This window comes from Shouchella oshimensis (genome assembly GCF_002019765.1).
Lineage (GTDB): Bacteria > Bacillota > Bacilli > Bacillales > Bacillaceae_D > Shouchella > Shouchella oshimensis.
The window spans coordinates 2,007,981-2,030,762 of record NZ_KV917380.1; the positions used below are offsets into that span (position 1 = coordinate 2,007,981).

Here is a 22,782-nt window from a genome sequence, read left to right on the forward strand (position 1 = left end):
TTCATTTTATGATAGAACTATATTTATTAAGCTAAAGAGGTGATTTCATAGTGAGTTTAGGTGGTTATTTAATATACCTCGCTCTTCTTCTTATTATTCCAATGATTGCACAAGGAAAAGTAAAAAGTGCATACAATAAGTATTCACAAATTCGTAATTCGTCTGGAATGACAGGGGCAGAAGTAGCAAGAAAAATTTTGAACGATAACGGATTACATGATGTAGCCATTGAAGAAACCAAGGGGGAACTTTCTGATCACTATGATCCGAAAGCGAAAACCGTTCGATTGTCTACAAATAATTATCATAAACCTTCTGTTGCTGCAGCGGCAATAGCGGCTCATGAAGTGGGACACGCTATCCAAGATGCCGAGGAGTATGCTTTTTTGAAATTTCGTAGTGCCCTCGTACCAGCAGCTCAACTTGGAACGAGCTTAGGACAATGGCTTATTATGATTGGGTTGCTCATCACCCTTTTTGGATCAGCATCACCAACCATTTTACTAGCAGGGATCGTCATGTTTTCAGCTGCTGTGCTGTTTCAAATTGTGACGTTGCCAGTTGAATTTAATGCTTCCAACCAAGCAATGGCTCAAATGGTATCAAGCGGTATTATTCGTAATGATGAAGAGCGGGAGACAAAGAAAGTATTAAATGCCGCAGCGATGACGTATGTTGCTGCAGCACTTGTAGCAGTTATGGAACTTGCTCGTCTCATTTTAATTTATTTGGCACAGCGAGATTAATTTTAAAGATGCTAAGAAAAAGACGCTAGCGACTGTCGCTAGCGTCTTTTAGTCCACTCGTAAAGGCATCTTGTTATCGTCGAGGGTAAACCCTTCACCAGCTGCTTCCGTTACATCATTTATTGCCATAAACGCATGAGGATCGATGCGATGAACGATCGTACGTAAGCGAACGGTTTCATTTCGTGCAACAACGCAATACAAGATTTCTTTATCGTTCCCAGTAAACGAGCCTTTTCCTTTTAATGCGGTAGCGCCTCTCCCCATCTCTCGCAGAATCGCTTCCGATATTTGTTCTAAATCATCTGATATAATAAAAGCAGCCTTAGCGGAGTACGACCCTTGTTGTATGAAGTCAATCACTTTAGCAGCGATAAAAACATAAACGATTGTATACATGGCTTCTCTAAGATCGAGATATAGAAGAGAAATGACAATAACACAGGAATCAAATACTAAGAAAGTTCTGCCAATGCTCCAACCAAAATAGCGCAAGCATAGCTTTGCAATAATATCAGCTCCACCAGTTGTTCCTCCGAAACGAAAAACGATACCAAGACCAACTCCAACAATCGCGCCTGCAAATAAAGCAGCCAGCATGAGATCATCAGCTAGTGCTACGGAGAAAGAAATACGTTGAAATAAGTCTAAAAAAAGCGATAAACTAAACGTGCCAATGAGGGTGTAAAAGAATGTTGTCCGACCAAGCATTTTCCAACCAATAAAAAACAATGGGATGTTAATAAGTATGTTTGAAATAGCGGGATTAAACTGAAACAAAAAGTAAAGAAGGAGCGTAATGCCTGTAACGCCTCCATCAGCTAAATTGTACTGCATATTAAAATAAACGAGTCCAAACGCCATTAATGCTGTGCCGAGCAAGATAAATACAATGTTCTTAATGTGCTTACCCATAAAACAGTCTCCTTTACAATCGGTGCTCTACTAGTGTACTCAAACGAAGGAAAAAAAGATAGCAGGCAATGAATTTTAATTGCGGATTTAGCGCGAATTCGCTAGGATAAGGTAGAAGGGAAGTGGACGTATGGATAATCAAAAAACAATGGCCCACATGCAGCAAGAAGTCGATGCCTATATTAGCCAATTTAAAGAAGGTTATTTTAGTCCACTCGCTATGATGGCGAGGCTAACAGAAGAACTTGGTGAACTAGCACGAGAAGTAAACCATACATATGGTGAGAAGCCAAAAAAAGACACAGAAAAAGAAAAAGCAATGGAAGAGGAGTTAGGCGACGTGATGTTTGTTTTGATTTGCCTCGCCAACTCGTTGAACATTGATTTAGAGGAAGCACATACACGTGTCATGAATAAATTTACGACTCGCGATGCAGATCGTTGGACAAAGATAGAAGAAGGAGATCAACAAAATGATTAATATTGTTGTAGCTGGACCGAGAGGAAAAATGGGCTATGAGGCTGTTCAGCTTTGTGAAAGAGATCAAGACTTACATCTTGTTGCAGTCGTTGATTCAAAACATAATGGAAGAACGTTAAATGAGCTAGAAGGCTTTGGTAATCAGGAGGTACCGATTTATTCCGATATGGAAGAGTGCTTTAGCGATCATAAAGTCGATGTGTTGGTTGATCTAACTACCCCGGCTTTCGGTAAAAAACATATGGAGATTGCTCTTACTCACGGCGTACGACCAGTAGTCGGTACAACCGGATTTACAGACAAAGACATTCAAGAATTAACACGGCTTGCTGAAGAGAAAGAGCTGGGAGCGATCATTGCACCAAACTTTGCCATCGGAGCGATTTTAATGATGAAGTTTTCTCAATTAGCTGCTCGTTACTTAACCGATGTTGAAATGATTGAACAGCATCACGATCAAAAATTAGACGCCCCTTCTGGAACAGCAATCAAAACCGCTCAACTGATTGCAACTGAAAGAAAAGAGAAGCAGCAAGGGCATAAAGACGAAAAAGAAGATCTAGCTGGTGCTCGTGGAGCAAATTTTGAAGGCATGCGAATTCACAGCGTTAGGCTTCCTGGTAGAGTCGCACACCAAGAAGTGCTGTTTGGCGGCGAGGGACAACTATTGTCTATTAAGCATGATTCGTTAAATCGTCGAAGCTTTATGCCTGGAGTAAAGCTCTCCATCGAGCATGTGCTCAAACTAGATACCCTTGTTTACGGACTGGAAAATTTAATTGACTAAGAGGTGATAGAGTTGAAAGTTGCGTTAATTGCTCACGATAAAAAAAAGCAAGACATGGTTAACTTTTGCGTTGCGTATGAACCCATCCTAGGAAATCATGAGCTTTATGGAACGGGTACAACTGGTACACGAATTATGGAAGCTACACAGCTACACGTGACGCGCTTTAAATCTGGTCCCCTTGGTGGTGATCAGCAAATTGGAGCACTTGTCGCAGAAGATGAATTTGATCTAATCCTTTTTTTCCGTGACCCGTTAACGGCCCAGCCTCACGAGCCAGACGTAACCGCTCTGATTCGCCTTTGTGACGTGAAAGCCGTTCCGCTTGCAACTAATATTGGTACAGCAGAAGTACTTATAAAAGGACTTGAGCGTGGTGATTTTGAGTTTCGATCTGTTCAAAAAAACAATCGACCAACATTGTAATGTTTCCATTTGTAAGAAAAAGGGATAGATACGCTCTTCCCTTTTTTTCATGACGATAGAAAGGAAGAATAGCATGGCCGAGTATCATTGTGATTTATTAGCAGTAGGTGCTCATCCAGACGATATCGAAATTGGCATGGGTGGGACAATTGCAACATATGTAAAGAAAGGCTACCAGTGTCATTTTTTAACGTTAACACGAGCAGAACTATCCTCCAATGGTGATGTTCAAACAAGGCAAAAGGAAGCAGAGGCAGCAGCAAGCATACTTGGTGTTCAACATCGCTTGCAATTAAACGTAAAGGACCGGGGACTAAAAAGCATAACTGAAGCAGACAAAGAGGAGCTAGTGAGACTAATTCGAGCATGCAAACCACGCTTTATTTTTGTTCCTTTAGCAGATCGTCATCCGGACCATGGTGAGTGTGCAACGATTATGAAGGAAGCTATTTTTGATGCTGGGATTAAAAATCGCTTACCAGATAGCGAACCGCACAAAATTGATGCTTGCTTTAGCTATTTTATAAATGGCTTTGCTAAGCCGGATTTTGTGATTGATGTTAGCTCAGTCTATGAAGAGAAAATGACTGCTCTACAAGCCTATCAAAGTCAGTTCCATCCACAAGATGGCGTTTTAACACCGTTAACCGATGAGTATCTTGAATCAGTCATGGCGCGAGATCGCTTGTTTGCAAAAGAAGTTGGTTTAACCTATGCAGAGGGGTTCAAAACGGATCAGCCTTTAAAAATGGCAAATTTATTTGAAAGGTGAATGGACATTGAAACCAAAGAAAATTGGCATTAGCTGTTACCCTACAGTTGGTGGTTCAGGAGTAGTTGCAACAGAATTAGGCAAGCAGCTCGCCTCAAGGGGACACGAAGTTCACTTTATAACAACAGAAATCCCGTTTCGTCTTGACGATAAAGTTTATCCAAACATCTTTTTTCATGAAGTTGAAGTGAATCAATATGCTGTTTTTAAGCATCCTCCTCACGATTTATCGGCAGCAAGTAAATTGGCAGAAGTCATTCGCACTCATGAACTTGACTTCTTACATGTTCACTATGCTGTTCCGCACGCTGTTTGCGCCATTTTGGCAAAACAAATGAGCGGAAGAGAGATTAAAATTATGACGACATTGCATGGCACAGATATTACCGTACTAGGTTTTGACCCGTCTCTTCAACCGTTAATTCGTTTTGGGATTGAACAATCAGATTGTGTAACTGCAGTCTCGCATGATTTAGTTCGTCAAACGAAAGAATTAGTGGAAACGACGAAAACCATTGAAACGGTATACAATTTTGTGGATGAAGACGTGTATTATCCTAAACCGGTGGAAGGGCTCGCTGCTCATTACGGTATTTCAAAGGATGAACGCGTTCTTATTCACATTTCAAACTTTCGACCAGTTAAACGTATACTCGATGTGTTAAAAAGCTTCTCCCTCATTCTAAAGAAAACAAAAGCGAAATTACTGCTCATTGGAAACGGACCAGAATTACCAATTGCAAGACAATACATAAAAGAACATGGACTTGAGAAACATGTTCTTGTGTTAGGTAATCAAAAACATATCGCCGAGCTTTTATCAATGAGTGATGTGATGCTTTTATTAAGTGAAAAAGAAAGCTTTGGGCTTGTGGCATTAGAAGCCATGGCTTGTGGTGTCCCTGTAGTTGGAACTGCAATAGGTGGTATTCCAGAAGTTATTGAAGATGGAGAGAGTGGTTACCTCGTTCCTGTAGGAGACGTAGAAGCTGTTGCAGATCGAGTGCTTCGGTTGCTACAAGATCAAACAATGCACCAACGCTTTCGAGAGCGTGGGTTAAAGCGGGTAAAGCACGAATTTTACTCGCAACGAATTGTTAGTGAATACGAGCGATTGTACGAAAAGATGTTGCAGGAAGATGGAACCTTGGATGAATAAGCATGTTGAACAATGCCTGCAAAAACTACATGAAAAGGGGTTTGAGGCATACCTCATTGGAGGAGCTGTCCGTGATCATCTACTAGGGCTTGAGCCAAAAGACTTTGATATTACCACTAATGCTTCACCTGAACAAATTGAAGCGTGTTTTCAAAAAACGACACGAATCAATGAGCGATTTCAAACGGTGCTTGTGTATCAGAGCAATCGGCAAATAGAAGTATCGACGTTTAAAGGAGACACTCTTCTCGACGATGTTGAAGCCCGTGATTTTACTATAAATAGTTTAGCGTACAGTCATGAAGAAGGCGTAATAGACTTGGTAAATGGAACAACTGACTTGTCCAATCATTGTATTCGTTCCTATCGTCCAGATGCGACGATGCAGTCTGACCCGCTCCGCATTTTTCGAGCAGCACGATTTATTAGTACATTTGGCTTTGAAGTCGAAGAAGCAACATTACAAGCATGTCAAACGTATGCCAATGGCCTTCGCAGTGTTGCAAAGGAGCGAATAGTAACGGAATGGATTGGATTATTAAAAGGTCGTTATAAACAAAAAGCATTTTCCTTTTTGGAAGCGATTCGATTAGAAGAAGTACTGCCTTTTTTTAACCTTTCTCCATTCGTCTATCATGTATTCAAATCAAATAAGTCTATTTCATGGGATTCGGACGTAAGAGCGCTAACGGAATATTGCTTAATTGCTGGAACAGTAGATGTATTAACTGCTCTCCCGTTTTCAAATCAGATTAAAAAACAAGTGAAGCAGCTTTATCGTTTGTATCATAATCGTTTAAATCAACACTGGACGAATTGGACGTTGTATCAGGCTGGACTAAGCTCGGCAATAGAAGTCGAAAAGATTAGGGAAGACCGAGAAATGGAATGTGAAACAACGGAGAACATAAAGAGTCGCTTTCGAGAATTGCCTATTCAATCAAAATCAGATTTACAACTAACAGGAAAAGACTTAATTGAGATGGAAAACAAAAAGCCAGGTCCCTGGGTAAAAAGAGCTTTAGAACAGTTGGAAAAGGCTGTAATTGAACGAGTTGTTCCAAATGAACGAGACGCTCTAATCCATTACTATAAGCGAGAGAGTGAATAAAATGAAGTCATTACTTTTGCGACTGCTATTAGCAGGTGATTATGTATCCGGCGAAGCCATTAGTGAACAGTTACATGTAAGTCGCACGGCAGTCTGGAAGCAAATTAACGCATTAAAAGAACAAGGGTACATGATTCAATCAACTACCAATAAAGGCTATAAACTACTGCAGGCCCCAGACACAGTCAAAGCACACGATATTGAAGCAAGAGTTCAGACAAAAACCTTTGGCAAAGAAGTGATTGCGTACGAATCCGTATCATCGACTCAACCTAAGGCACACCAAGCTGCAACAAATGGTTGTCATGAAGGCACACTAATTGTAGCAAATGAACAGACAGAAGGAAGAGGGCGCTTAGGAAGAGAATGGGTAGTCGAAAAAGGACAGAGCATATCAATGTCTCTTATTTTACGACCGACAATTCCACTTACCCGTGCTCCTCAACTGACTCTTGTTGCTGCTGTTGCTGTTGCACGTGCTATTGAAAAGGTAGCACCTCTTGAGTGTGAAATAAAATGGCCGAACGATTTAATGGTGAATGGGAAAAAGCTTGTTGGTATTCTAACGGAAATGGCAGCAGATCCAGATCAACTTCATTATGTTATTGTTGGAATGGGAATAAACTGTCATCAAGGGGATACGGATTTTCACGATGAAGTGAAAGATGTTGCAACGTCTATTTATGCGGAAAGCAAACAAAAGATAAACCGATCCACATTGATTGCGGAAGTGATGAACGAATTTGAATGGCTTTATGAAAGCTACGTGGATGATGGTTTTCAAGCGATAAAAACATTATGGGAAGCAAGGGCCATTTCATTACAGCAACGAGTGATTGCTCGTACCCCAAAAGGAACGATTTCAGGATTTGCTTACGGTATTACAGATGAAGGCCAGTTACGATTACGGGAAGAAAATGGACAAGAACATTTGATCTATTCTGCAGACATTGAACTCGACACAACCTCTTAACCCTTGTTATACTGTTGGAGCAAGGGCTGTATCTGCGAGAACGGCACCCAATAACGGATGGGCAAAAAAGCGTCTGTTGCTTCGATTCTTTTAAGAACGGGGACAATAACGATGTTTTTTAACCCCCCTTGCTTTTGCAAGGGGGGTTACGCCGTTTCATGCAGTTCAACATTTGAACACATGAAACCGGAGGATGAGACATGAAAACAATAACACACTTTTTACAGATGAAGAAAGATCACGAACCTATTGCGATGCTTACGGCATATGACGCTCCTTCTGCTAAGCTTGCTGAACGTGCTGGAGTTGATATGATCTTAGTTGGTGACTCCTTAGGCATGGTAATGCTTGGTTATGATTCTACGGTTCCAGTGACAATGGATGATATGGTACTACACACAAAAGCGGTTAAAAGGGGCGCGAAAGATACCTTTGTCGTGACTGATTTACCGTTCTTTGCGTACCATAGTACGTTTTCAGAAACAGCTGCCAACGTACGTAGATTAATGCAAGAAGCAGGTGCAGATGCTGTTAAACTTGAAGGTGGAAAAGAAATCGTTGAGACGGTTCGCTTACTTGTGCAAGCTGGTGTGCCTGTTGTCGGTCATATTGGCCTAACGCCTCAATCGGTTGGTGTACTAGGCGGCTACAAAGTGCAAGGAAAAGATCAAGAAACGGCAGAGCAGTTAGTGGAAGACGCAAAAGCGATTGCTGAAGCAGGTGCCTTTGCCATTGTTGCAGAATGTATTCCTCATCAGCTAGGTACAATTTTATCAAAACAAGTAACAGCACCAATCATTGGTATCGGGGCTGGAAATCAAACAGATGGACAGGTGCTCGTTTATCACGACGTCATTGGATACGAATCACCTCGTGTACCGAAATTTGTTAAACAGTATGTGTCTATATCATCGGTTATTGAGGATGGACTTAGTCAGTACGTACGTGAAGTAAAAGGAAGAGATTTTCCGGCACCAGAGCATCAGTACACAATGAAAGATGATGCCTGGTTAACACTCTATGGGGGAACGAAGTAATGCTTGTTGTGACCACCATAAAGGAATTAACGCAAGTACTCGCTCCGTATCGTTCTACTAATCAAACGATTGGCTTTGTTCCAACGATGGGTGCTTTGCATGCAGGGCACCAATCCCTCTTCTCTGCGGCTAGAGAGCGTCATGATGTTGTGGTTGTGTCCATCTTTGTTAATCCGCTTCAATTTGGACCAGGGGAAGATTATGAAACGTATCCAAGGCAGCAATCCCTTGACGAACAAGTAGCAAAAGAGAGCGGTTGTGATGTGTTATTCTGCCCAACTGTTAAGGAAATGTATCCTAGTGGCTATCCACAAGTGGTTCATGTTAAGCAAGGAGCAGACGTGATGTGCGGAAGAAGTCGCCCTGGTCATTTTGATGGAGTAGCGACGGTTGTTTTAAAATTGTTTTCTCTTATCCAACCGAATGAAGCATTTTTTGGTGAAAAAGATGCCCAGCAGCTTGCCATTATTAAGCAACTTGTAAAAGAATTTTTCTTACCAATAATCGTAACAGGTTGCCCTACAGTCCGAGAGGAGGATGGGTTGGCAAAAAGTTCTCGAAACGTTAACTTAACAGCAGAAGAGCGTCGTTATGCGCCTGTGCTTTATAAGGCATTACAAAAAGCAAAAGCATCTAGGAAAAGAGATACATCGGTACTCGTATCCGATGTTCTCGCTACGCTTACGTCTATTCCGGTTGGCGAGATTGATTATGTGGAAGCCTACGAATACCCATCACTAAAGAAAGTAAATGAAGCCAATGCCCTTGTGATTGTGGCGTTAGCGTATCAGTTTCAAAAAGCACGACTAATTGATCATATTGTAATTGATTTTAACAACTGAGGTGAAACACCATGTTCAGAACAATGATGAAAGCGAAATTACATCGCGCTCGAGTAACCGAATCTAATTTAAATTATGTTGGTAGTATTACCATTGATGAAGATTTACTTGATGCAGTTGACTTGTTAGAAAACGAAAAGGTTCAAATTGTTAACAACAATAATGGTGAACGGTTTGAAACATATACAATTAAAGGAGAGCGAGGAAGCGGCGCCATTTGTTTGAATGGCGCTGCAGCTAGAAAAGTACAGCCTGGTGATGTCATCATTATTTTAAGCTATGTTCTTCTTAGCAACGAAGAAGCCCATGAACATTCGCCAAAAGTGGCCATTCTAGACGAACGTAATCAGATTGTAGAAATGTTAGGAACAGAACCAGCTTCTACCGTTTACTAATTCGAATATTCCCTCCTCGAAACATGCAAACTGTTAGTAACGCATGAAAATGGGAGGGGATTTTTTGAAGGAATGGATAGATGAGTGGTACAGCCTTTACCAAGCTGTTTGGGAACTACCACTTGATAATCAGGTAGAGGTATTAGAGAATAAAACACAGGAATTACTCATGACGTGGGGATCGTTAGATGAGGCGCTTCAACAGTTGAAAAAGAAGTTGAAAGCTGAAAATGGTCCCTATGCATACCAGTCACAAGGGACGTATTTATTTGATCAAGGTGAATTTGATCAAGCTTGTTTACAATTAAAACAAGAACAGGGTGAAGAAAAACAAGAGGCCGTTCGCTGTTTATATCTTGGATATGCTTTACTTTATACAAATGATTTCATTGGAAGTGAAGAATACTTCCGCTATGTACAGTTCATCAGTAATCAACCGTTGATTCTTCATCTTGTTTACCAAGGTTTAGGTTTAGTTGCTATGCTTCAAAATAAATTGGAATTAGCGATTCAGTATTTAGAAAAAGCACAACCCTTAGCAGAAAACCACGAAGTCATGTATAATTTAGGTGTCTGTTATTTTACACTAGAAAATTACACGTATGCGGTTACGTGTTTTAGGCGATATGCGTACGTTAAAGACGACAGTGATGGTCTTTATGCATTAGGGTTAGCGCTTTTGCAAACGGGTGAAATCGAAGAAGCTAGAGCCGCATTTTTAGAGGTGATTGAATCCGTTGAGCAAGAGGGTGATTTACTAGCTGTTGCCCAGTTAGTAGAGTGGATTGGGGAACATGAACTCGCCTGTTATGCCTACGAGCATTTAATGTTGCTAACAGGTAAAACCCCACGCTGGCTACATGGATTTGCATGGAATAAAGCATTAGCGGGAGACAAAAGAGCGATTCACTTATTAGAGGAGCTTGGTCAAACGGATCCAGAAGCAAAAAAATCATTTGAATGGATACAAGCAACAGTAAAGTAAGAACGGGGTGTCAGTGTGTCACAATCTTATGTTGTGCTTGATTTGGAGACAACAGGAAACGCTCCAGAGCAAGGCGCGCGAATTATTCAAATTGGAGCGGTTAAGGTGGAAGGTCACAAAATAACGGATCGATTTTCAACATTTGTCGATCCTCAATGTGAGATTCCGCCTTTTATCACAGAATTAACCGGTATAACAGAAAAGGATGTTAGTGGCGCACCACTATTTGAAGAGGTTGCTGAAGAGGTATTGACCTTTTTGGATGGTAGTCATTTTGTGGCTCATAATGTCCCATTTGATAAAGGTTTCTTAAAGAAACAGTTAGCGCTTGCTGGCTACCAGTTTCCGAACTGCTATTCTTTTGATACGGTAGAGTTAAGTCGAGGCTTGCTACCTACATTAGATAGCTACAAGCTTTCAGATCTAACTGTTTACTTTGATATGGATCATTCTCGACCACATCAAGCAGACAGTGATGCTGAAATGACAGCTGAGCTGTTTATTTATTTACATAATAAAATCCTTCAACTGCCGTTGCCCACTCTTCAAGCGCTAAAGAAAATAACGGCATCGTTAAAGAGTGACTGGGATTTCTTGATTGAAGAAGGGATTCAACAAGCTCTTAAAAAATCACAGTTTGAGGATGCATCAATAGATGTGTTTCGACAGCTCGCGTTAAAGCGCATTGAAGACGAGGAAGAAGAATTCATTGAAGAAGAGCTGCCTGAAACCTATTCAGTCTTTGAGCAAGCGTATTTTTCTGAAAAAGGAAAACTAGCGTCTCAATTCGAGCAATATGAAATACGTGAAGGGCAAAAAGAAATGGCTTCAGCTGTGTATGAAGCCTTTTCCGATCACGCCCATACACTTATAGAAGCAGGAACAGGTACTGGGAAAACCCTCGGCTATCTAATTCCCAGTGTGTATTATGCGAAGCAAACAAATCAAAAGGTTGTGCTTTCAACGTATTCTATACCATTACAAGAGCAATTACTCCGTAAAGATTTAGCGCTAATGAAGCAAGCGTCAGGTATACAGGTCCGTGTGGCAGTATTAAAAGGAAGACAACATTATTTAGATTTAAGAAAATTTGAAGAGGCAGCATTGTATAGTGAAGAAGGTTCATACGATGTACAGCTAACAAAAGCGCAAATTTTAATTTGGTTGTTGGAAACGCAAACGGGAGACGTAGAAGAATTAAACTTATCTAGCGGAGGACAATTATTCTGGCAAACGATACAGAGTGATGCTTCATCGGATTTAGGTCGATTTAATCCTTGGTTTACACGCTGTTTTTATCATCGATCGCGTAAACAAGCGAAAGAAGCAGATATTATTATTGTCAATCATGCTTTATTAATGACGGATGTACATCAACGTAGAGCCATTATTCCGACGTATAGCCATGCTGTTATAGATGAAGCACATCATTTAGAGGAAACAGCCATTGATTATTTTGGCTTGGCAGTGAATTATTTATCCATTGGCTTTTCTTTGTCTCGCTTAGTCCAATCTGTTACTCAGAATAAGTCGTTTATGAATGAGTCAGAAGGGTTTATTAGTGTGTTAAATGAGATAAAGGAAGATGTGGAAGAATTGTTTAGAATGCTTCATGCGTTTGTAAGTGAACGACAAACAGAAGCGACAGACGTTGGGCGCATGAGCTATGTGTATCGTAGTTTTCAAGAAGAGGGCGTTTTATGGCAAGGTATTTTGGAATGTGCCATGCGGGTGCAAATGAATAGCTCTTCTGTTATTGAACAGCTTTATTCGGCAATCGATAAAGAAAAAGACAATGAGCCTGCTTATGAAGAACGTTCCTTTATCGCAAACGTGAAATCAATGGTCGCCTTATTTGAAGAGGAAGTGACACAGCTCTACGAATTACTTCTAGAGTATGACAAAGAATTTGTTTATTGGATAGAAGCTGAGCCAAAAGGCGCCAAAAATGCAATCTATTTATATGCAAAGCCTATACGAGTGAACGAGAGGTTAGCGGATGACTTTTTTGCAACGAAACAGAGTGTGGTGTTGACGTCTGCAACATTAACCGTTAATCAATCATTCGACTATGCGCAAAAACGACTTGGATTAGAGGATTTTGGCGTTCGGACAAAAAAAATCCCCTCTCCATTTTCTTATGAAAAACAGTTGAAAGTATTTATCCCAACCGACATACCAGACGTACGCGGTCATAATGATCAGTTGTTTATTCAAGATGTGGCGATTAAATTATGGCGCTTAACTGATTCAACGAATAAAAAAGCACTTGTACTTTTTACGTCATATGACATGCTAAAGCAAGTTTATCAGTACGTAAAAGACCTTGATGATGAGAGGCAAATTACGCTTATTGGCCAAGGGGTTACGAGTGGATCACGCTCTCGCCTTTTAAAACTGTTTAGACAAGCAAATGGAGCGAGTATTTTACTTGGAACCAATAGCTTTTGGGAAGGGATTGATTTGGCTGGTGATGCACTGGAGCATTTAATCATTGTACGGCTACCGTTTGCGCCTCCTAATCAACCTCTTACAAGAGCGCAAATTAACGCAGCGAAGGCAAATGGGGAAAATCCGTTTACAGACCTTTCTTTACCACAAGCGGTTATTCGATTTCGACAAGGGTTTGGACGTTTAATTCGAACAGCGAAGGATCAAGGCAATTTCTTTATATTTGATCGACGTGTTGTCACAACGAGATATGGAAAAACGTTTTTAGCTTCACTACCAACTACACCAGTGTACGAAGGGAAGTTCGAACACTTATTGGAAGCTCATATTCATAATCAGGAGGAAGAGTAGTGGATACACTGATTTATAACGCAACCATTATCACAATGGATGACGAAGAAACGGTTATTGACCGTGGCTATATACGGTTTAATAAAGAACGTATTGTAACCATTGCAGAGGGAGAACCAACGCAAAAAGAAAAAGAAGAGACGACGCAAATGAATGCCGATGGAAAATGGCTAATGCCTGGACTTGTTAATACACATGGTCATCCAGGTATGACGCTTTTAAGAGGAATTAGTGATGATCAGCCATTGCAAGAGTGGCTTGAACAATCCATTTGGCCAGCAGAGCGGAAATTTGATGAGAAGACTTTACATGTTGCGCGAGATGTCAGTATGATTGAAATGATTGCTTCCGGAACAACGGCATTCGTCGATATGTATCATCTCGGGTTACCGTCTTTTGCTAACAGAATAGAGGAAGTCGGTATACGCGCAACGTTAATGCGTTCAGTCATTGGACTTTGCTCTAAGGAAGAACAAGATGAAAAGCTAGCAGAGTCTCTTTCGTTTGCGACAGCCTTCCACGGTCAAGGAAACGGACGCATTACAACAATGTTAGCTCCTCACGCGCCTTATACGTGCCCGCCAGATTATATTGAGCGTATTGTCGAAGCGGCTCGTGATGCCAATTTACCTGTTCATATGCATTTGGCCGAAACGAGAAAAGAAATTCATGATTTTATGGATCAACACGGCATGCATCCACTGGAGTTATTAGAAGAACGTGACTTGCTGGCAGGCACAAAATGGCTGTTTGCCCATTGCGTTCATATGTATGAGCAACATTTTGAACTCATTCAACAAAGAGGAGCTATGGTTTCGCACAACCCAATGAGTAATATGAAATTAGGATCAGGGATAGCTCCAGTTGCATCTATGCTAAAGCACGATATCCCAGTATCAATCGGAACAGATTCAGTTGCAGCAAATAATCATTTAGATTTGTTTGAAGAAATGCGCTTTGCAGTTTTATTGCAGCGTGGTGTAAATGAGCAAGCGGATATTGTCAAAACTTACGATGGTTTAAAGATGGCTACAATAAATGGGTCCAAAGCAACGTATGTCAATCAAGTAGGTGTGCTACAACCTGGTAATGAAGCAGACTTTATTATGCTTTCTCCAAATCAAGCTCATTTTTTGCCTGAACAACGTGTCTTATCCCATCTCGTATTCTCTGCTAAAGGAACAGATGTGACAGATGTGTTTGTTCAAGGAAAACCATTGTATCGAAACAAAGAATTCGTTACGATGGATAAAGAAAAAATTATGGCAGAAGCTCGTTCTATGTCAGCGGTAAATAAAAAGCTTATCGACTAAGTCGATAAGCGGAACGCTGTTATAGCAGCGTCAATGAGGTGTAGGTAGAAGGTTTTTAATCGATATCAGCCTGCATATCCTCTGCACTTACAGATAGTGGATAGAACACAGCAGGAAACGCTGTTTGCTTTAATGGAAAACAGCATATGTCCTCCAACGTTTGGTTTCCTCTGTGAAGCAAGGACCATTCGTCCTTTTGATGCTGAAACCAATCGGCCAAGCCGTGTTGTTCCATATAAACGCCCCCCTTCTCCTGGCGTATTTGTATTTTGCCACGAACAAAGCAAGCTATGTTTAGTAAAGATTGTGGAGAAGTCTATAATTTGGTTGGTATACTTTAATGGAGAGGCGAGTGAAGAAAAATGGAAAATACCGATATGAAAATGAAAGTATTATCGACAGTGACAATTGATCGTACAGATGATTTTTATAAAGTCGTTGATCAATTAAATCGAACATTAAAAGAAAAAGGATTAACATTTGGTTTTGCTCTTGATGCAAAAGACTCCGAAAAAATTGTTTTTACCATTTATGAAGTGTAGAGGATAAGATGAAGAAAAAAGGAATTATGATTTCGTTAATCGTTAGTTTGTTTCTAATAAGTGGCTTAAGTATTTGGTTGTACAGCACAATACGCTCACCGTTAGCAGCAGAAGGGGAAGACGCACGCTCAGTTGCGCTAAACCATGATCTATTAACGACCGTAAGCGATGTCTCCCATTACTATGGTGGTGACAGTTATTGGGTCTTGGAAGGCACAAATGATGACGGTGAAGATCAATTGTTATTTTTACATGAGGATTATGAAGAGTCAGATGAATATTATTTGCTGTCACCTCATGAGGGTGTAGAAAAAAGTGAAATGGTTGATACTGTATCACAAGAGTTAAACGTAACGTCATTTGAATCAATCCGACTTGGTGTTGAGAATGGACAACCAGTGTATGAATTTACATACGTGACAAATGGTTCTAGAGTTTTTTATTATACACTGTTTGAAACAGGTGCATATTTAAAGAGCTACAGTATTCACACAGCAGCTTAACAGCGAAGAGTGGGCTTCTATCGACTTTCATCCCGCGGTCAGTTATAATGTTAGTCGGAAAAAGAAACGTTGAAAAGAAAGACGTTCAGGAGGAATGACAGTTTTGAAAACAACGATTGCCCAAGTAGGTCAATATGTAGACAAAGAAGTAACCATCGGTGCATGGCTTGCAAATAAACGATCAAGTGGAAAGATCGCTTTTCTGCAATTACGAGACGGTACAGGCTTTATTCAAGGTGTAGTAGTAAAAGCAGAAGTAGCAGAAACACTCTTTCAACAAGCAAAATCATTAACCCAAGAATCTTCGCTTTATGTTACTGGCATTGTTCGCAAAGATGAGCGTTCATCATTTGGCTACGAGCTGACAGTAACGGATCTTAATGTTATTCATGAAGCAGAGGGGTATCCTATTACACCTAAAGCACATGGGACAGAGTTTTTAATGGACAATCGTCACTTATGGATTCGTTCAAAAAAACAGCATGCTGTGATGAAAATACGGAATGAAATCATTAAATCAACGTATGATTTCTTCTTCTCAAAAGGTTTTACTAAATTAGATTCACCTATTTTAACAGGTAGCTCCCCTGAGGGTACTTCTGAGTTATTCCATACAAAATACTTTGATGAAGATGCGTTTTTATCCCAAAGTGGACAGCTTTACGCTGAAGCTGGTGCAATGGCGTTAAATCGCGTATTCACTTTCGGACCAACCTTTCGAGCGGAAAAATCAAAAACGAGACGCCATCTCATTGAATTTTGGATGATTGAACCAGAAATGGCTTTTGTTGAGCATGAAGAAAGCTTAGACATACAAGAAGAATATGTGTGTTATTTAGCTGAACAGGTACGAAAGAATTGTGATCTAGAGCTTGATCTTTTGGAAAGAGACAAAGAAAAGCTTGCCGCAATTAAAGGACCGTTTCCTCGAGTGACATACGACGATGCGTTAGAGCTTTTACATGAGAAAGGGTTTGACGATATTGTCTGGGGTGACGACTTTGGTTCACCTCATGAGACTGCGTTAGCAGAGCATTACGATAAACCAGTATTTATTACCCGTTACCCGAAATCTCTGAAGCCGTTTTACATGCAACCAGCTCCAGATCGAGATGATGTTGTATTATGTGCCGATTTAATTGCGCCAGAAGGTTACGGTGAAATTATTGGTGGGTCCGAACGGATTCATGATTACGACTTGTTAAAACAAGAAATCGAAGCCCATGGATTACCGTTAGATGCTTATCAGTGGTATCTAGATTTAAGAAAATACGGTTCAGTCCCACATTCAGGGTTTGGATTAGGATTAGAGCGTACTGTTGCTTGGCTTTCAGGCATTGAACATGTCCGAGAAACAATAGCGTTCCCGCGCCTGTTAAATCGTTTGTACCCATAAGAAAAACAAAAAACACCTTACCGCGTAATAGCATGTACGTAAGGTGTTTTTTTGTTTGTAAAAAGAGTGAATTCCTTTTAATCACGACTTGTTTTCTACTGCTTCAAGAGAAGTAAACGTGTTATACTAAGAGTTGTTAGAGGTGGTAACTGTGGACGATACAGTCTTATTAAAATGGGTTCAGCAAAAGCAAGTCACTGTGCCCCATTTACTGTTAAAGCATTACACAAAGTTAAATATGAACGAGACGGAGCTCGTTCTACTAATACAAATTCAACGATTAATTGATAATGGTGATTCGTTTCCAACTCCGCAAACGTTAAGTGAACAAATGACGCTGTCTATAGAAGAATGTGCTGAAAAAATTGGCCAGCTCGTACGTAAGCGGCTATTGTCAATAAAAAATAAGCGGGATGATGAAACGAATATGGTGTATGAATATTGTTCACTTGACCCGCTATGGCTCCAATTAATTGATTATGTAGAGACTGAACAAAGTGAATATGAAGGTACAAAAACAGAAGAAGTTGAAGGACAACTGTTTCAACAATTTGAACAAGAGTTTGCCAGACCACTTTCACCAATTGAAGTGGAAACCATTTCGATGTGGATTGATCAAGATACCTATACGATAGAGCTCATTCAAGCTGCATTAAAGGAAGCCGTTATTTCGGGCAAATTGAATTTCCGCTACATTGATCGGATTTTGTTTGAGTGGCAACGCAATGGCGTTCGAACGGTAGAACAGGCTCATGCCCATAGTGAACGGTTTAGGCAGAAAACCAACTTACCGATCAACAAGGAAAAACGACAAACGGCTAAGCAATCAGAAAACATACCGGGATTCAATTGGTTAGAAAATTTATAAGGAGAGCACGATGTTATCGAAAAAAGATACCCAATTTGTCATCGATAAAATGGGAGACATGTTCCCTGAAGCGGAGTGTGAACTAGTTCACGCTAATCCGTTCGAATTACTCGTTGCAGTGATGCTATCGGCACAATGTACAGACGCATTAGTCAATCGGGTAACACCAAGGTTGTTTGCTAAATACACATCACCTGAAGATTATTGTGCAGTTCCAATTGAGGAACTACAAATGGACATACGTTCAATTGGATTATATCGAAATAAAGCAAAAAACATAAAAAAAATGGCGCAATCGTTACTCGACGATCATAACGGAGAGGTTCCGTCTGCTCGAGAAGATTTAGAAGCACTCGCAGGTGTTGGAAGAAAAACTGCCAATGTCGTTACAAGTGTAGCATTTAATATTCCAGCTATTGCTGTTGATACACATGTGGAACGTGTATCAAAGCGACTTGGTATATGTCGTTGGAAAGACTCTGTTAAACAAGTAGAAGAAACACTTGAAAAGAAAATTGAGAAAGCTGATTGGTCTGATGCCCATCACCGAATGATTTTCTTTGGTCGCTATCATTGTAAAGCACAAAACCCCCAATGTCAGCAATGTCCATTGGCCTTTATGTGCAGAGAAGGGAAAAAACGATTAAAAGGAGTGAAGGACCATGTATAAAAAGGTTCCTTCCTCTTTCTGTGTAGCTCCCTTTTATCGTGATGGAGAAGAGGTTTATGTAGACGAGGGACAAGATTTTATAACGCGCCAGCTAAGCTATCCCTTTATGGAAGATATAACGGCATTTACGAAGCCGTGGCAAGTCAATACAACAGAAGCAATCCGTGAGCTCCAACGCACGTTTACCTGTCAGAAAGATCGGCATCTGGCTTTACTTAAAGAAGGAAAGGGTAAAGAAATCGCTCATGAACAGCTAGTTATGAAAGCGTTTATGCTACAAAGCCTATACTGGTTGAATGGCCAAAGAGTAAAGTTAACGCAAGTAGCACATGATGTACATACGTTTACTCATGCACCCTTAAATGCAGCGGATCGTGTGTTATTTGTTTTACATGGACAAGGAGACCGAGGGTTTGTTCAGCTTTGCTCCTTTATGGAAGATCTGAACAAACTGAATGAGCGGGTCGATCTGTTGAAGAAATTGTCAAAGAGAGGAAGTCAGCTGTGAATGACGTAAAAGAGCATGCGAATTTAACAGACAACGAACAGCTTCAGTGGGAACGTATTCAAAGTAAAAACACGTTATCCATTGCGTTAAGTGGACATTTTTCTGCTGGAAAGTCATCTTTAATCAATCATTTAACAGGTGTGCCCATTTTACCTACAAGTCCAATACCTACAAGTGCCAATCAAATTACGATAGCTCATGGTGATCTAGAAGTAGTAGTTGTGCATACAGATGGTACGGAAAAGTCTTTCCGAGGAACAATTGACTGGGCGGCAATTAAAAGGTACGCCATGGATGGGGCAAATGTTGAGAAACTAATGATCTATGCGCCGATACCGTTTTTGCAACATGCGGGTAGCTTAATTGATACACCAGGTGTTGATTCAACTGATCCAACCCACCAACATGTGACATTAGAAGCGCTTTTCACGACTGATATTTTACTCTATGTGATGGATTACAACCACGTTAAATCAGAAACCAATCTAGGTTTCTTAAAGCAACTTTCTGATGAGGGAAAACCCCTTTTTATTGTTGTCAACCAAGTTGATAAACATCGTGATGACGAATTGTCTTTTCAAAGCTACAAACAGAGTATTTTAGATACACTTGCGGAATGGGGAATTGCGTATCACGATTTGTTTTTTACAACGATTAAAGAGTCACCACATGATGAGCTTGAGCGTTTAAAAGCTGTTTTAATGTCGCTATTTTTTTATGGACATGAATTAGTCAAAGCAGGGAAAACAAAAATTGAACACAGTTTTTATAAATCGATTCAACGAAGAGTAGAGGATGATTGGGCTGAGGAACGGGCCAGTTTTACTGAAACTCTTCAACATAAGGGATATCAGTTAACTGATATTGAGAATTATGAGGAGCATGTAGAAAAAGTAGCACAAGCTGAACAAGGTTCAGTGGCTCGCCATCAGCACTTTTTACAGGAATGGGACAATTTGTTTCGACAAGCAACGGTATTTAATTCAATCTTAACAGAAAAAACAGCTAACTGGCTTGACGCTATGCGCCCGAATTTTAAAATGGGTCTCTTTGCATCGAAGCGAAAAATGGCACAAGAGAGAATACATCGTCAAGAAGAGGTATTACATGAGCTTAATGATCAAATTAACAAACAGCTTGTGTTTCATCTAAGACAATCTCTGCAATCGCTTCCTTTAGAAGAAATGACAAACCAATCTATATTTTTAGACGCTATTCAATCCCTTTCATTTACGGCAACGCCATCTTTTCTAGAGGAAGCCGTGCCGAAGACAACATTCGCTGATTCATTTGTCTACCAGTATACAAAAGAGCGAACAGAAGACATTAAACGGCAGTTAAAGAAGCAAGCACTTGATGTACTCTCCATTGCAGAAGAGCAATTGCGGGTTTACGATGAACAGAAAAAGCAAGAAGCCCATAAGAGGCGACATCAACTTGAAGCGATGAAGCCTTATGTGTCTCACTATTTATCTGCAAGAGAGCGAAAAGAAACGGTTATTCGTGAAATAATGAAGGAAGCAAACCGAAGAGATGATAAAGGGGCTTTTTCGAATGCGTTAAAGGAAATAGTGACAAAAAAAGTTCATTTTGAAGACAGCCCGTCATCGTGGAAAGAGCAAGTGAAACAAAGCACTGAAGCCACTCTTCTACCAACGATTAAAACAGAACGTCGATTGACCAATGAACACATTCGCGTAACAGATGAAGCGATTGCAGCGTTGCACAAAACGATGAATCAATTTGAAAAAAAAGCGTATACGCAAGATTGGCATGAACAGCTTGAGCAAGAGATTGCACATATTCAAACAGAGCAATTTACCTTGTCATTATTTGGCGCGTTTAGTGCAGGAAAATCAAGTTTGGCGAACGCATTATTAGGGGGAAAAGTATTACCAGCTTCTCCTCACCCAACAACAGCGACGGTGACAACTGTAACTCGTCCCACATCGGGTTATGCAAACGGTGATGTCTTTGTCCAGTACAAGACATATGAACAATTACGCGGGGAATTAACTTCGATATCCCAGTTATTAGACGTGTCGCTTACGCTTGAACAGTTTCAGCGCTTTCGCACGAAAACGTATCAAGCCACAACGGCAGCAAAAAAACAAGCTTTGTCCTATATTGAAACGTTACAGAAAAGTATGAAACGTTTTGAGTCCTTTGTTGAGCAAGACGAAGTCGTGTCCCTGGCTGATTTAAGCGAGAAAATCGTCAATGAAGATGTTGCTTGTTTGATTGCCAATGCGACAATTTATTATGAGTGCGAATGGACGAAAAGAGGCTTGACTTTAGTGGATACGCCTGGGGTCAACTCTATTAATGGACGACATACAAATGTTGCGTATGAACAAGTAAAAGCCTCTGATGCCATATTGTATGTAACGTACTATAACCATTCATTTTCACGAGCGGATGCCCAGTTTATTGAGCAATTAGGTAAAATGAATAAGCAGTTTGCTTCAAAAAAGCTATATTTTATTTTAAATGCAATTGATTTAGCGGCAAATGAACAAGAGCGCCAAGGTGTAGAATCATTTGTCATGCGATCACTTGAAGAAGCAGGAATTGATGACCCTGCCCTGTTTTCTCTTTCAAGCAAAAATGTATTTGAAGAACAAGCCTCATCAACAGATTTTGATTACTTTAAACAAGAGCTTTATGGACCATTATTAACGTCTTTAAAGGAAGCAAATCGAACGTTATTTGTAGCAAATGTAAACCAATATGTACTGTATTTACAGGAAGCAGAAGTGTTTACAGCGCTTTCTGATGAAAAAAAGCAAGCCCAGCAACAACAATTTGAACAACAGTTAAGTACGATGCTGGATTCGTTTAAGCAAGATTACGGGAAGTCATTCCATATGAAAGTGGAGCAAGAGGCGAGTGAGTTATTTGCTTATTTACGTGAGCGCATTCCGTATGTAAGCCGTGATCGTTTCATTGAATTTATCAACGTGGCTACGATTGTTGGCCCATCTCGAAAAAAACAGAAGGAAGTGCTAGCTGCCCAGTTAGCAACATGGAATGAAGATAGTGTTTTTTATCTAAATCAAGAGTTAAAAGCAACGATGACCCGCATTAGTCTTATGCTTCAACGGGCATTTGAGCAGTGGAAAAAAGAATGGCAACAGTCTGTTCAAGCTACCGTACCTGGATTTCAATTTCCGCATGCAAAACAATCGATCCAATTAGAGACATTGCAAGGAACGCTAACAACAACACTTTCTATTGAGTCAAACGTTGGGTCATTTCAATCTCTGAAAGACTTTTTTGAAGGCAGTCGAGTGAAACAAGTGAAAGAAACGTTAGTAGAAGAGCTCGTTCAGCAAATACGTGCAGGTCTAAGGAAAGAAGAGGAACATACTCAACAAATGTTACAAGAAATAAGTACAAAATTGTTTGAAAAACAAGCCAAGCTGTTAGAAGCAAAAGTTGTGGCAGAGATCACGAAGCGGCGACAGCTTTATACAGCTACGATTCAAGAAAGCATTCAAGCAGAACGTAGTGCCTTACAACAATGGGTAAATGAAAAAGCATAGGGATTA

23 protein-coding genes are annotated in these 22,782 nt (G+C 40.3%); 21 read left to right on the top strand and 2 right to left on the bottom strand.

The genetic code is table 11. The annotated features are described in order from the left end of the window. Positions 1-50: 50 nt before the first annotated feature. Positions 51-746 (top strand): zinc metallopeptidase, encoded by a 696-nt coding sequence (locus BK583_RS10155; RefSeq protein ID WP_035398373.1) that lies wholly within the window; start codon positions 51-53, stop codon positions 744-746. Positions 747-794: 48 nt separating this feature from the next. Here the strand turns inward: BK583_RS10155 and BK583_RS10160 are convergent, their stop codons facing one another. After that, positions 795-1,661 carry a YitT family protein gene (locus BK583_RS10160; protein ID WP_055737664.1) on the bottom strand — a complete coding sequence of 289 codons (867 nt, stop codon included), beginning with the start codon at positions 1,659-1,661 and terminating at the stop codon, positions 795-797. A gap of 130 nt (positions 1,662-1,791) precedes the next feature. Between BK583_RS10160 and BK583_RS10165 the strand changes: the two genes are divergently transcribed. From BK583_RS10165 to BK583_RS10225, 13 genes are all read left to right on the top strand, one after another. Further along, the gene (locus tag BK583_RS10165; RefSeq protein WP_038480199.1) at positions 1,792-2,142 is read left to right on the top strand and encodes a nucleotide pyrophosphohydrolase; all 351 of its coding nucleotides are present in this window, start codon (positions 1,792-1,794) and stop codon (positions 2,140-2,142) included. Continuing rightward, positions 2,135-2,929 (top strand): 4-hydroxy-tetrahydrodipicolinate reductase, encoded by a 795-nt coding sequence (gene dapB / locus BK583_RS10170; protein ID WP_055737665.1) that lies wholly within the window; start codon positions 2,135-2,137, stop codon positions 2,927-2,929. The genes BK583_RS10165 and dapB overlap by 8 nt, the downstream gene beginning before the upstream one ends. A 12-nt stretch (positions 2,930-2,941) precedes the next feature. Continuing rightward, entirely contained in the window at positions 2,942-3,355 is a 414-nt protein-coding gene (locus BK583_RS10175; protein WP_038480193.1) for a methylglyoxal synthase, read from the top strand. 73 nt (positions 3,356-3,428) lie between these two features. Continuing rightward, positions 3,429-4,127: a bacillithiol biosynthesis deacetylase BshB1 gene (bshB1, locus tag BK583_RS10180; protein WP_055737666.1), complete on the top strand. Its 699-nt coding sequence runs from the start codon at positions 3,429-3,431 to the stop codon at positions 4,125-4,127. A 7-nt stretch (positions 4,128-4,134) separates the two neighbouring features. Beyond that, a complete protein-coding gene (bshA, locus tag BK583_RS10185; protein WP_038480187.1) occupies positions 4,135-5,286 on the top strand; it encodes an N-acetyl-alpha-D-glucosaminyl L-malate synthase BshA in 1,152 nt (383 codons plus the stop codon). Then, positions 5,279-6,397: a CCA tRNA nucleotidyltransferase gene (locus BK583_RS10190; RefSeq protein WP_055737667.1), complete on the top strand. Its 1,119-nt coding sequence runs from the start codon at positions 5,279-5,281 to the stop codon at positions 6,395-6,397. The genes bshA and BK583_RS10190 overlap by 8 nt, the downstream gene beginning before the upstream one ends. A 1-nt stretch (position 6,398) precedes the next feature. Then, a complete protein-coding gene (locus BK583_RS10195; protein WP_055737668.1) occupies positions 6,399-7,370 on the top strand; it encodes a biotin--[acetyl-CoA-carboxylase] ligase in 972 nt (323 codons plus the stop codon). 200 nt (positions 7,371-7,570) lie between these two features. Then, positions 7,571-8,407 carry a 3-methyl-2-oxobutanoate hydroxymethyltransferase gene (panB, locus tag BK583_RS10200; RefSeq protein ID WP_055737669.1) on the top strand — a complete coding sequence of 279 codons (837 nt, stop codon included), beginning with the start codon at positions 7,571-7,573 and terminating at the stop codon, positions 8,405-8,407. Continuing rightward, positions 8,407-9,249: a pantoate--beta-alanine ligase gene (panC, locus tag BK583_RS10205; protein ID WP_055737670.1), complete on the top strand. Its 843-nt coding sequence runs from the start codon at positions 8,407-8,409 to the stop codon at positions 9,247-9,249. Before panB ends, panC begins: the two co-directional genes overlap by 1 nt. An 11-nt stretch (positions 9,250-9,260) precedes the next feature. Continuing rightward, on the top strand, positions 9,261-9,644 hold the full coding sequence (gene panD / locus BK583_RS10210) for an aspartate 1-decarboxylase (protein ID WP_055737671.1): 384 nt from the start codon (positions 9,261-9,263) through the stop codon (positions 9,642-9,644). Positions 9,645-9,708: 64 nt separating this feature from the next. Then, positions 9,709-10,629 carry a tetratricopeptide repeat protein gene (locus BK583_RS10215; RefSeq protein WP_055737672.1) on the top strand — a complete coding sequence of 307 codons (921 nt, stop codon included), beginning with the start codon at positions 9,709-9,711 and terminating at the stop codon, positions 10,627-10,629. Between the two features lie 15 nt (positions 10,630-10,644). Further along, positions 10,645-13,431, top strand: a complete 2,787-nt coding sequence (dinG, locus tag BK583_RS10220) for an ATP-dependent DNA helicase DinG (protein WP_055737673.1) — start codon at positions 10,645-10,647, stop codon at positions 13,429-13,431. Then, complete coding sequence (locus BK583_RS10225) at positions 13,431-14,744, top strand: amidohydrolase (protein ID WP_055737674.1); 1,314 nt, start codon at positions 13,431-13,433, stop codon at positions 14,742-14,744. Before dinG ends, BK583_RS10225 begins: the two co-directional genes overlap by 1 nt. Positions 14,745-14,799: 55 nt before the next feature. Here the strand turns inward: BK583_RS10225 and BK583_RS10230 are convergent, their stop codons facing one another. Continuing rightward, complete coding sequence (locus BK583_RS10230; RefSeq protein ID WP_038480161.1) at positions 14,800-14,979, bottom strand: hypothetical protein; 180 nt, start codon at positions 14,977-14,979, stop codon at positions 14,800-14,802. A 127-nt stretch (positions 14,980-15,106) separates the two neighbouring features. Between BK583_RS10230 and BK583_RS10235 the strand changes: the two genes are divergently transcribed. The 7 genes from BK583_RS10235 to BK583_RS10265 all read left to right on the top strand — a co-directional run bounded on the left by BK583_RS10235 (position 15,107) and on the right by BK583_RS10265 (position 22,776). Continuing rightward, positions 15,107-15,286, top strand: a complete 180-nt coding sequence (locus BK583_RS10235) for a YpmA family protein (RefSeq protein WP_035397952.1) — start codon at positions 15,107-15,109, stop codon at positions 15,284-15,286. A gap of 8 nt (positions 15,287-15,294) precedes the next feature. After that, positions 15,295-15,789 carry a cell wall elongation regulator TseB-like domain-containing protein gene (locus BK583_RS10240; protein ID WP_055737675.1) on the top strand — a complete coding sequence of 165 codons (495 nt, stop codon included), beginning with the start codon at positions 15,295-15,297 and terminating at the stop codon, positions 15,787-15,789. A gap of 103 nt (positions 15,790-15,892) precedes the next feature. Continuing rightward, positions 15,893-17,185 (top strand): asparagine--tRNA ligase, encoded by a 1,293-nt coding sequence (gene asnS, locus BK583_RS10245; RefSeq protein WP_038480151.1) that lies wholly within the window; start codon positions 15,893-15,895, stop codon positions 17,183-17,185. 151 nt (positions 17,186-17,336) lie between these two features. After that, a complete protein-coding gene (locus tag BK583_RS10250; RefSeq protein WP_038485676.1) occupies positions 17,337-18,053 on the top strand; it encodes a DnaD domain-containing protein in 717 nt (238 codons plus the stop codon). 10 nt (positions 18,054-18,063) lie between these two features. Further along, a complete protein-coding gene (gene nth, locus BK583_RS10255) occupies positions 18,064-18,723 on the top strand; it encodes an endonuclease III (RefSeq protein ID WP_055737676.1) in 660 nt (219 codons plus the stop codon). Further along, entirely contained in the window at positions 18,716-19,231 is a 516-nt protein-coding gene (locus tag BK583_RS10260) for a YpoC family protein (protein ID WP_055737677.1), read from the top strand. The genes nth and BK583_RS10260 overlap by 8 nt, the downstream gene beginning before the upstream one ends. Then, on the top strand, positions 19,228-22,776 hold the full coding sequence (locus BK583_RS10265) for a dynamin family protein (RefSeq protein WP_055737678.1): 3,549 nt from the start codon (positions 19,228-19,230) through the stop codon (positions 22,774-22,776). The genes BK583_RS10260 and BK583_RS10265 overlap by 4 nt, the downstream gene beginning before the upstream one ends. Positions 22,777-22,782: the final 6 nt, after the last annotated feature.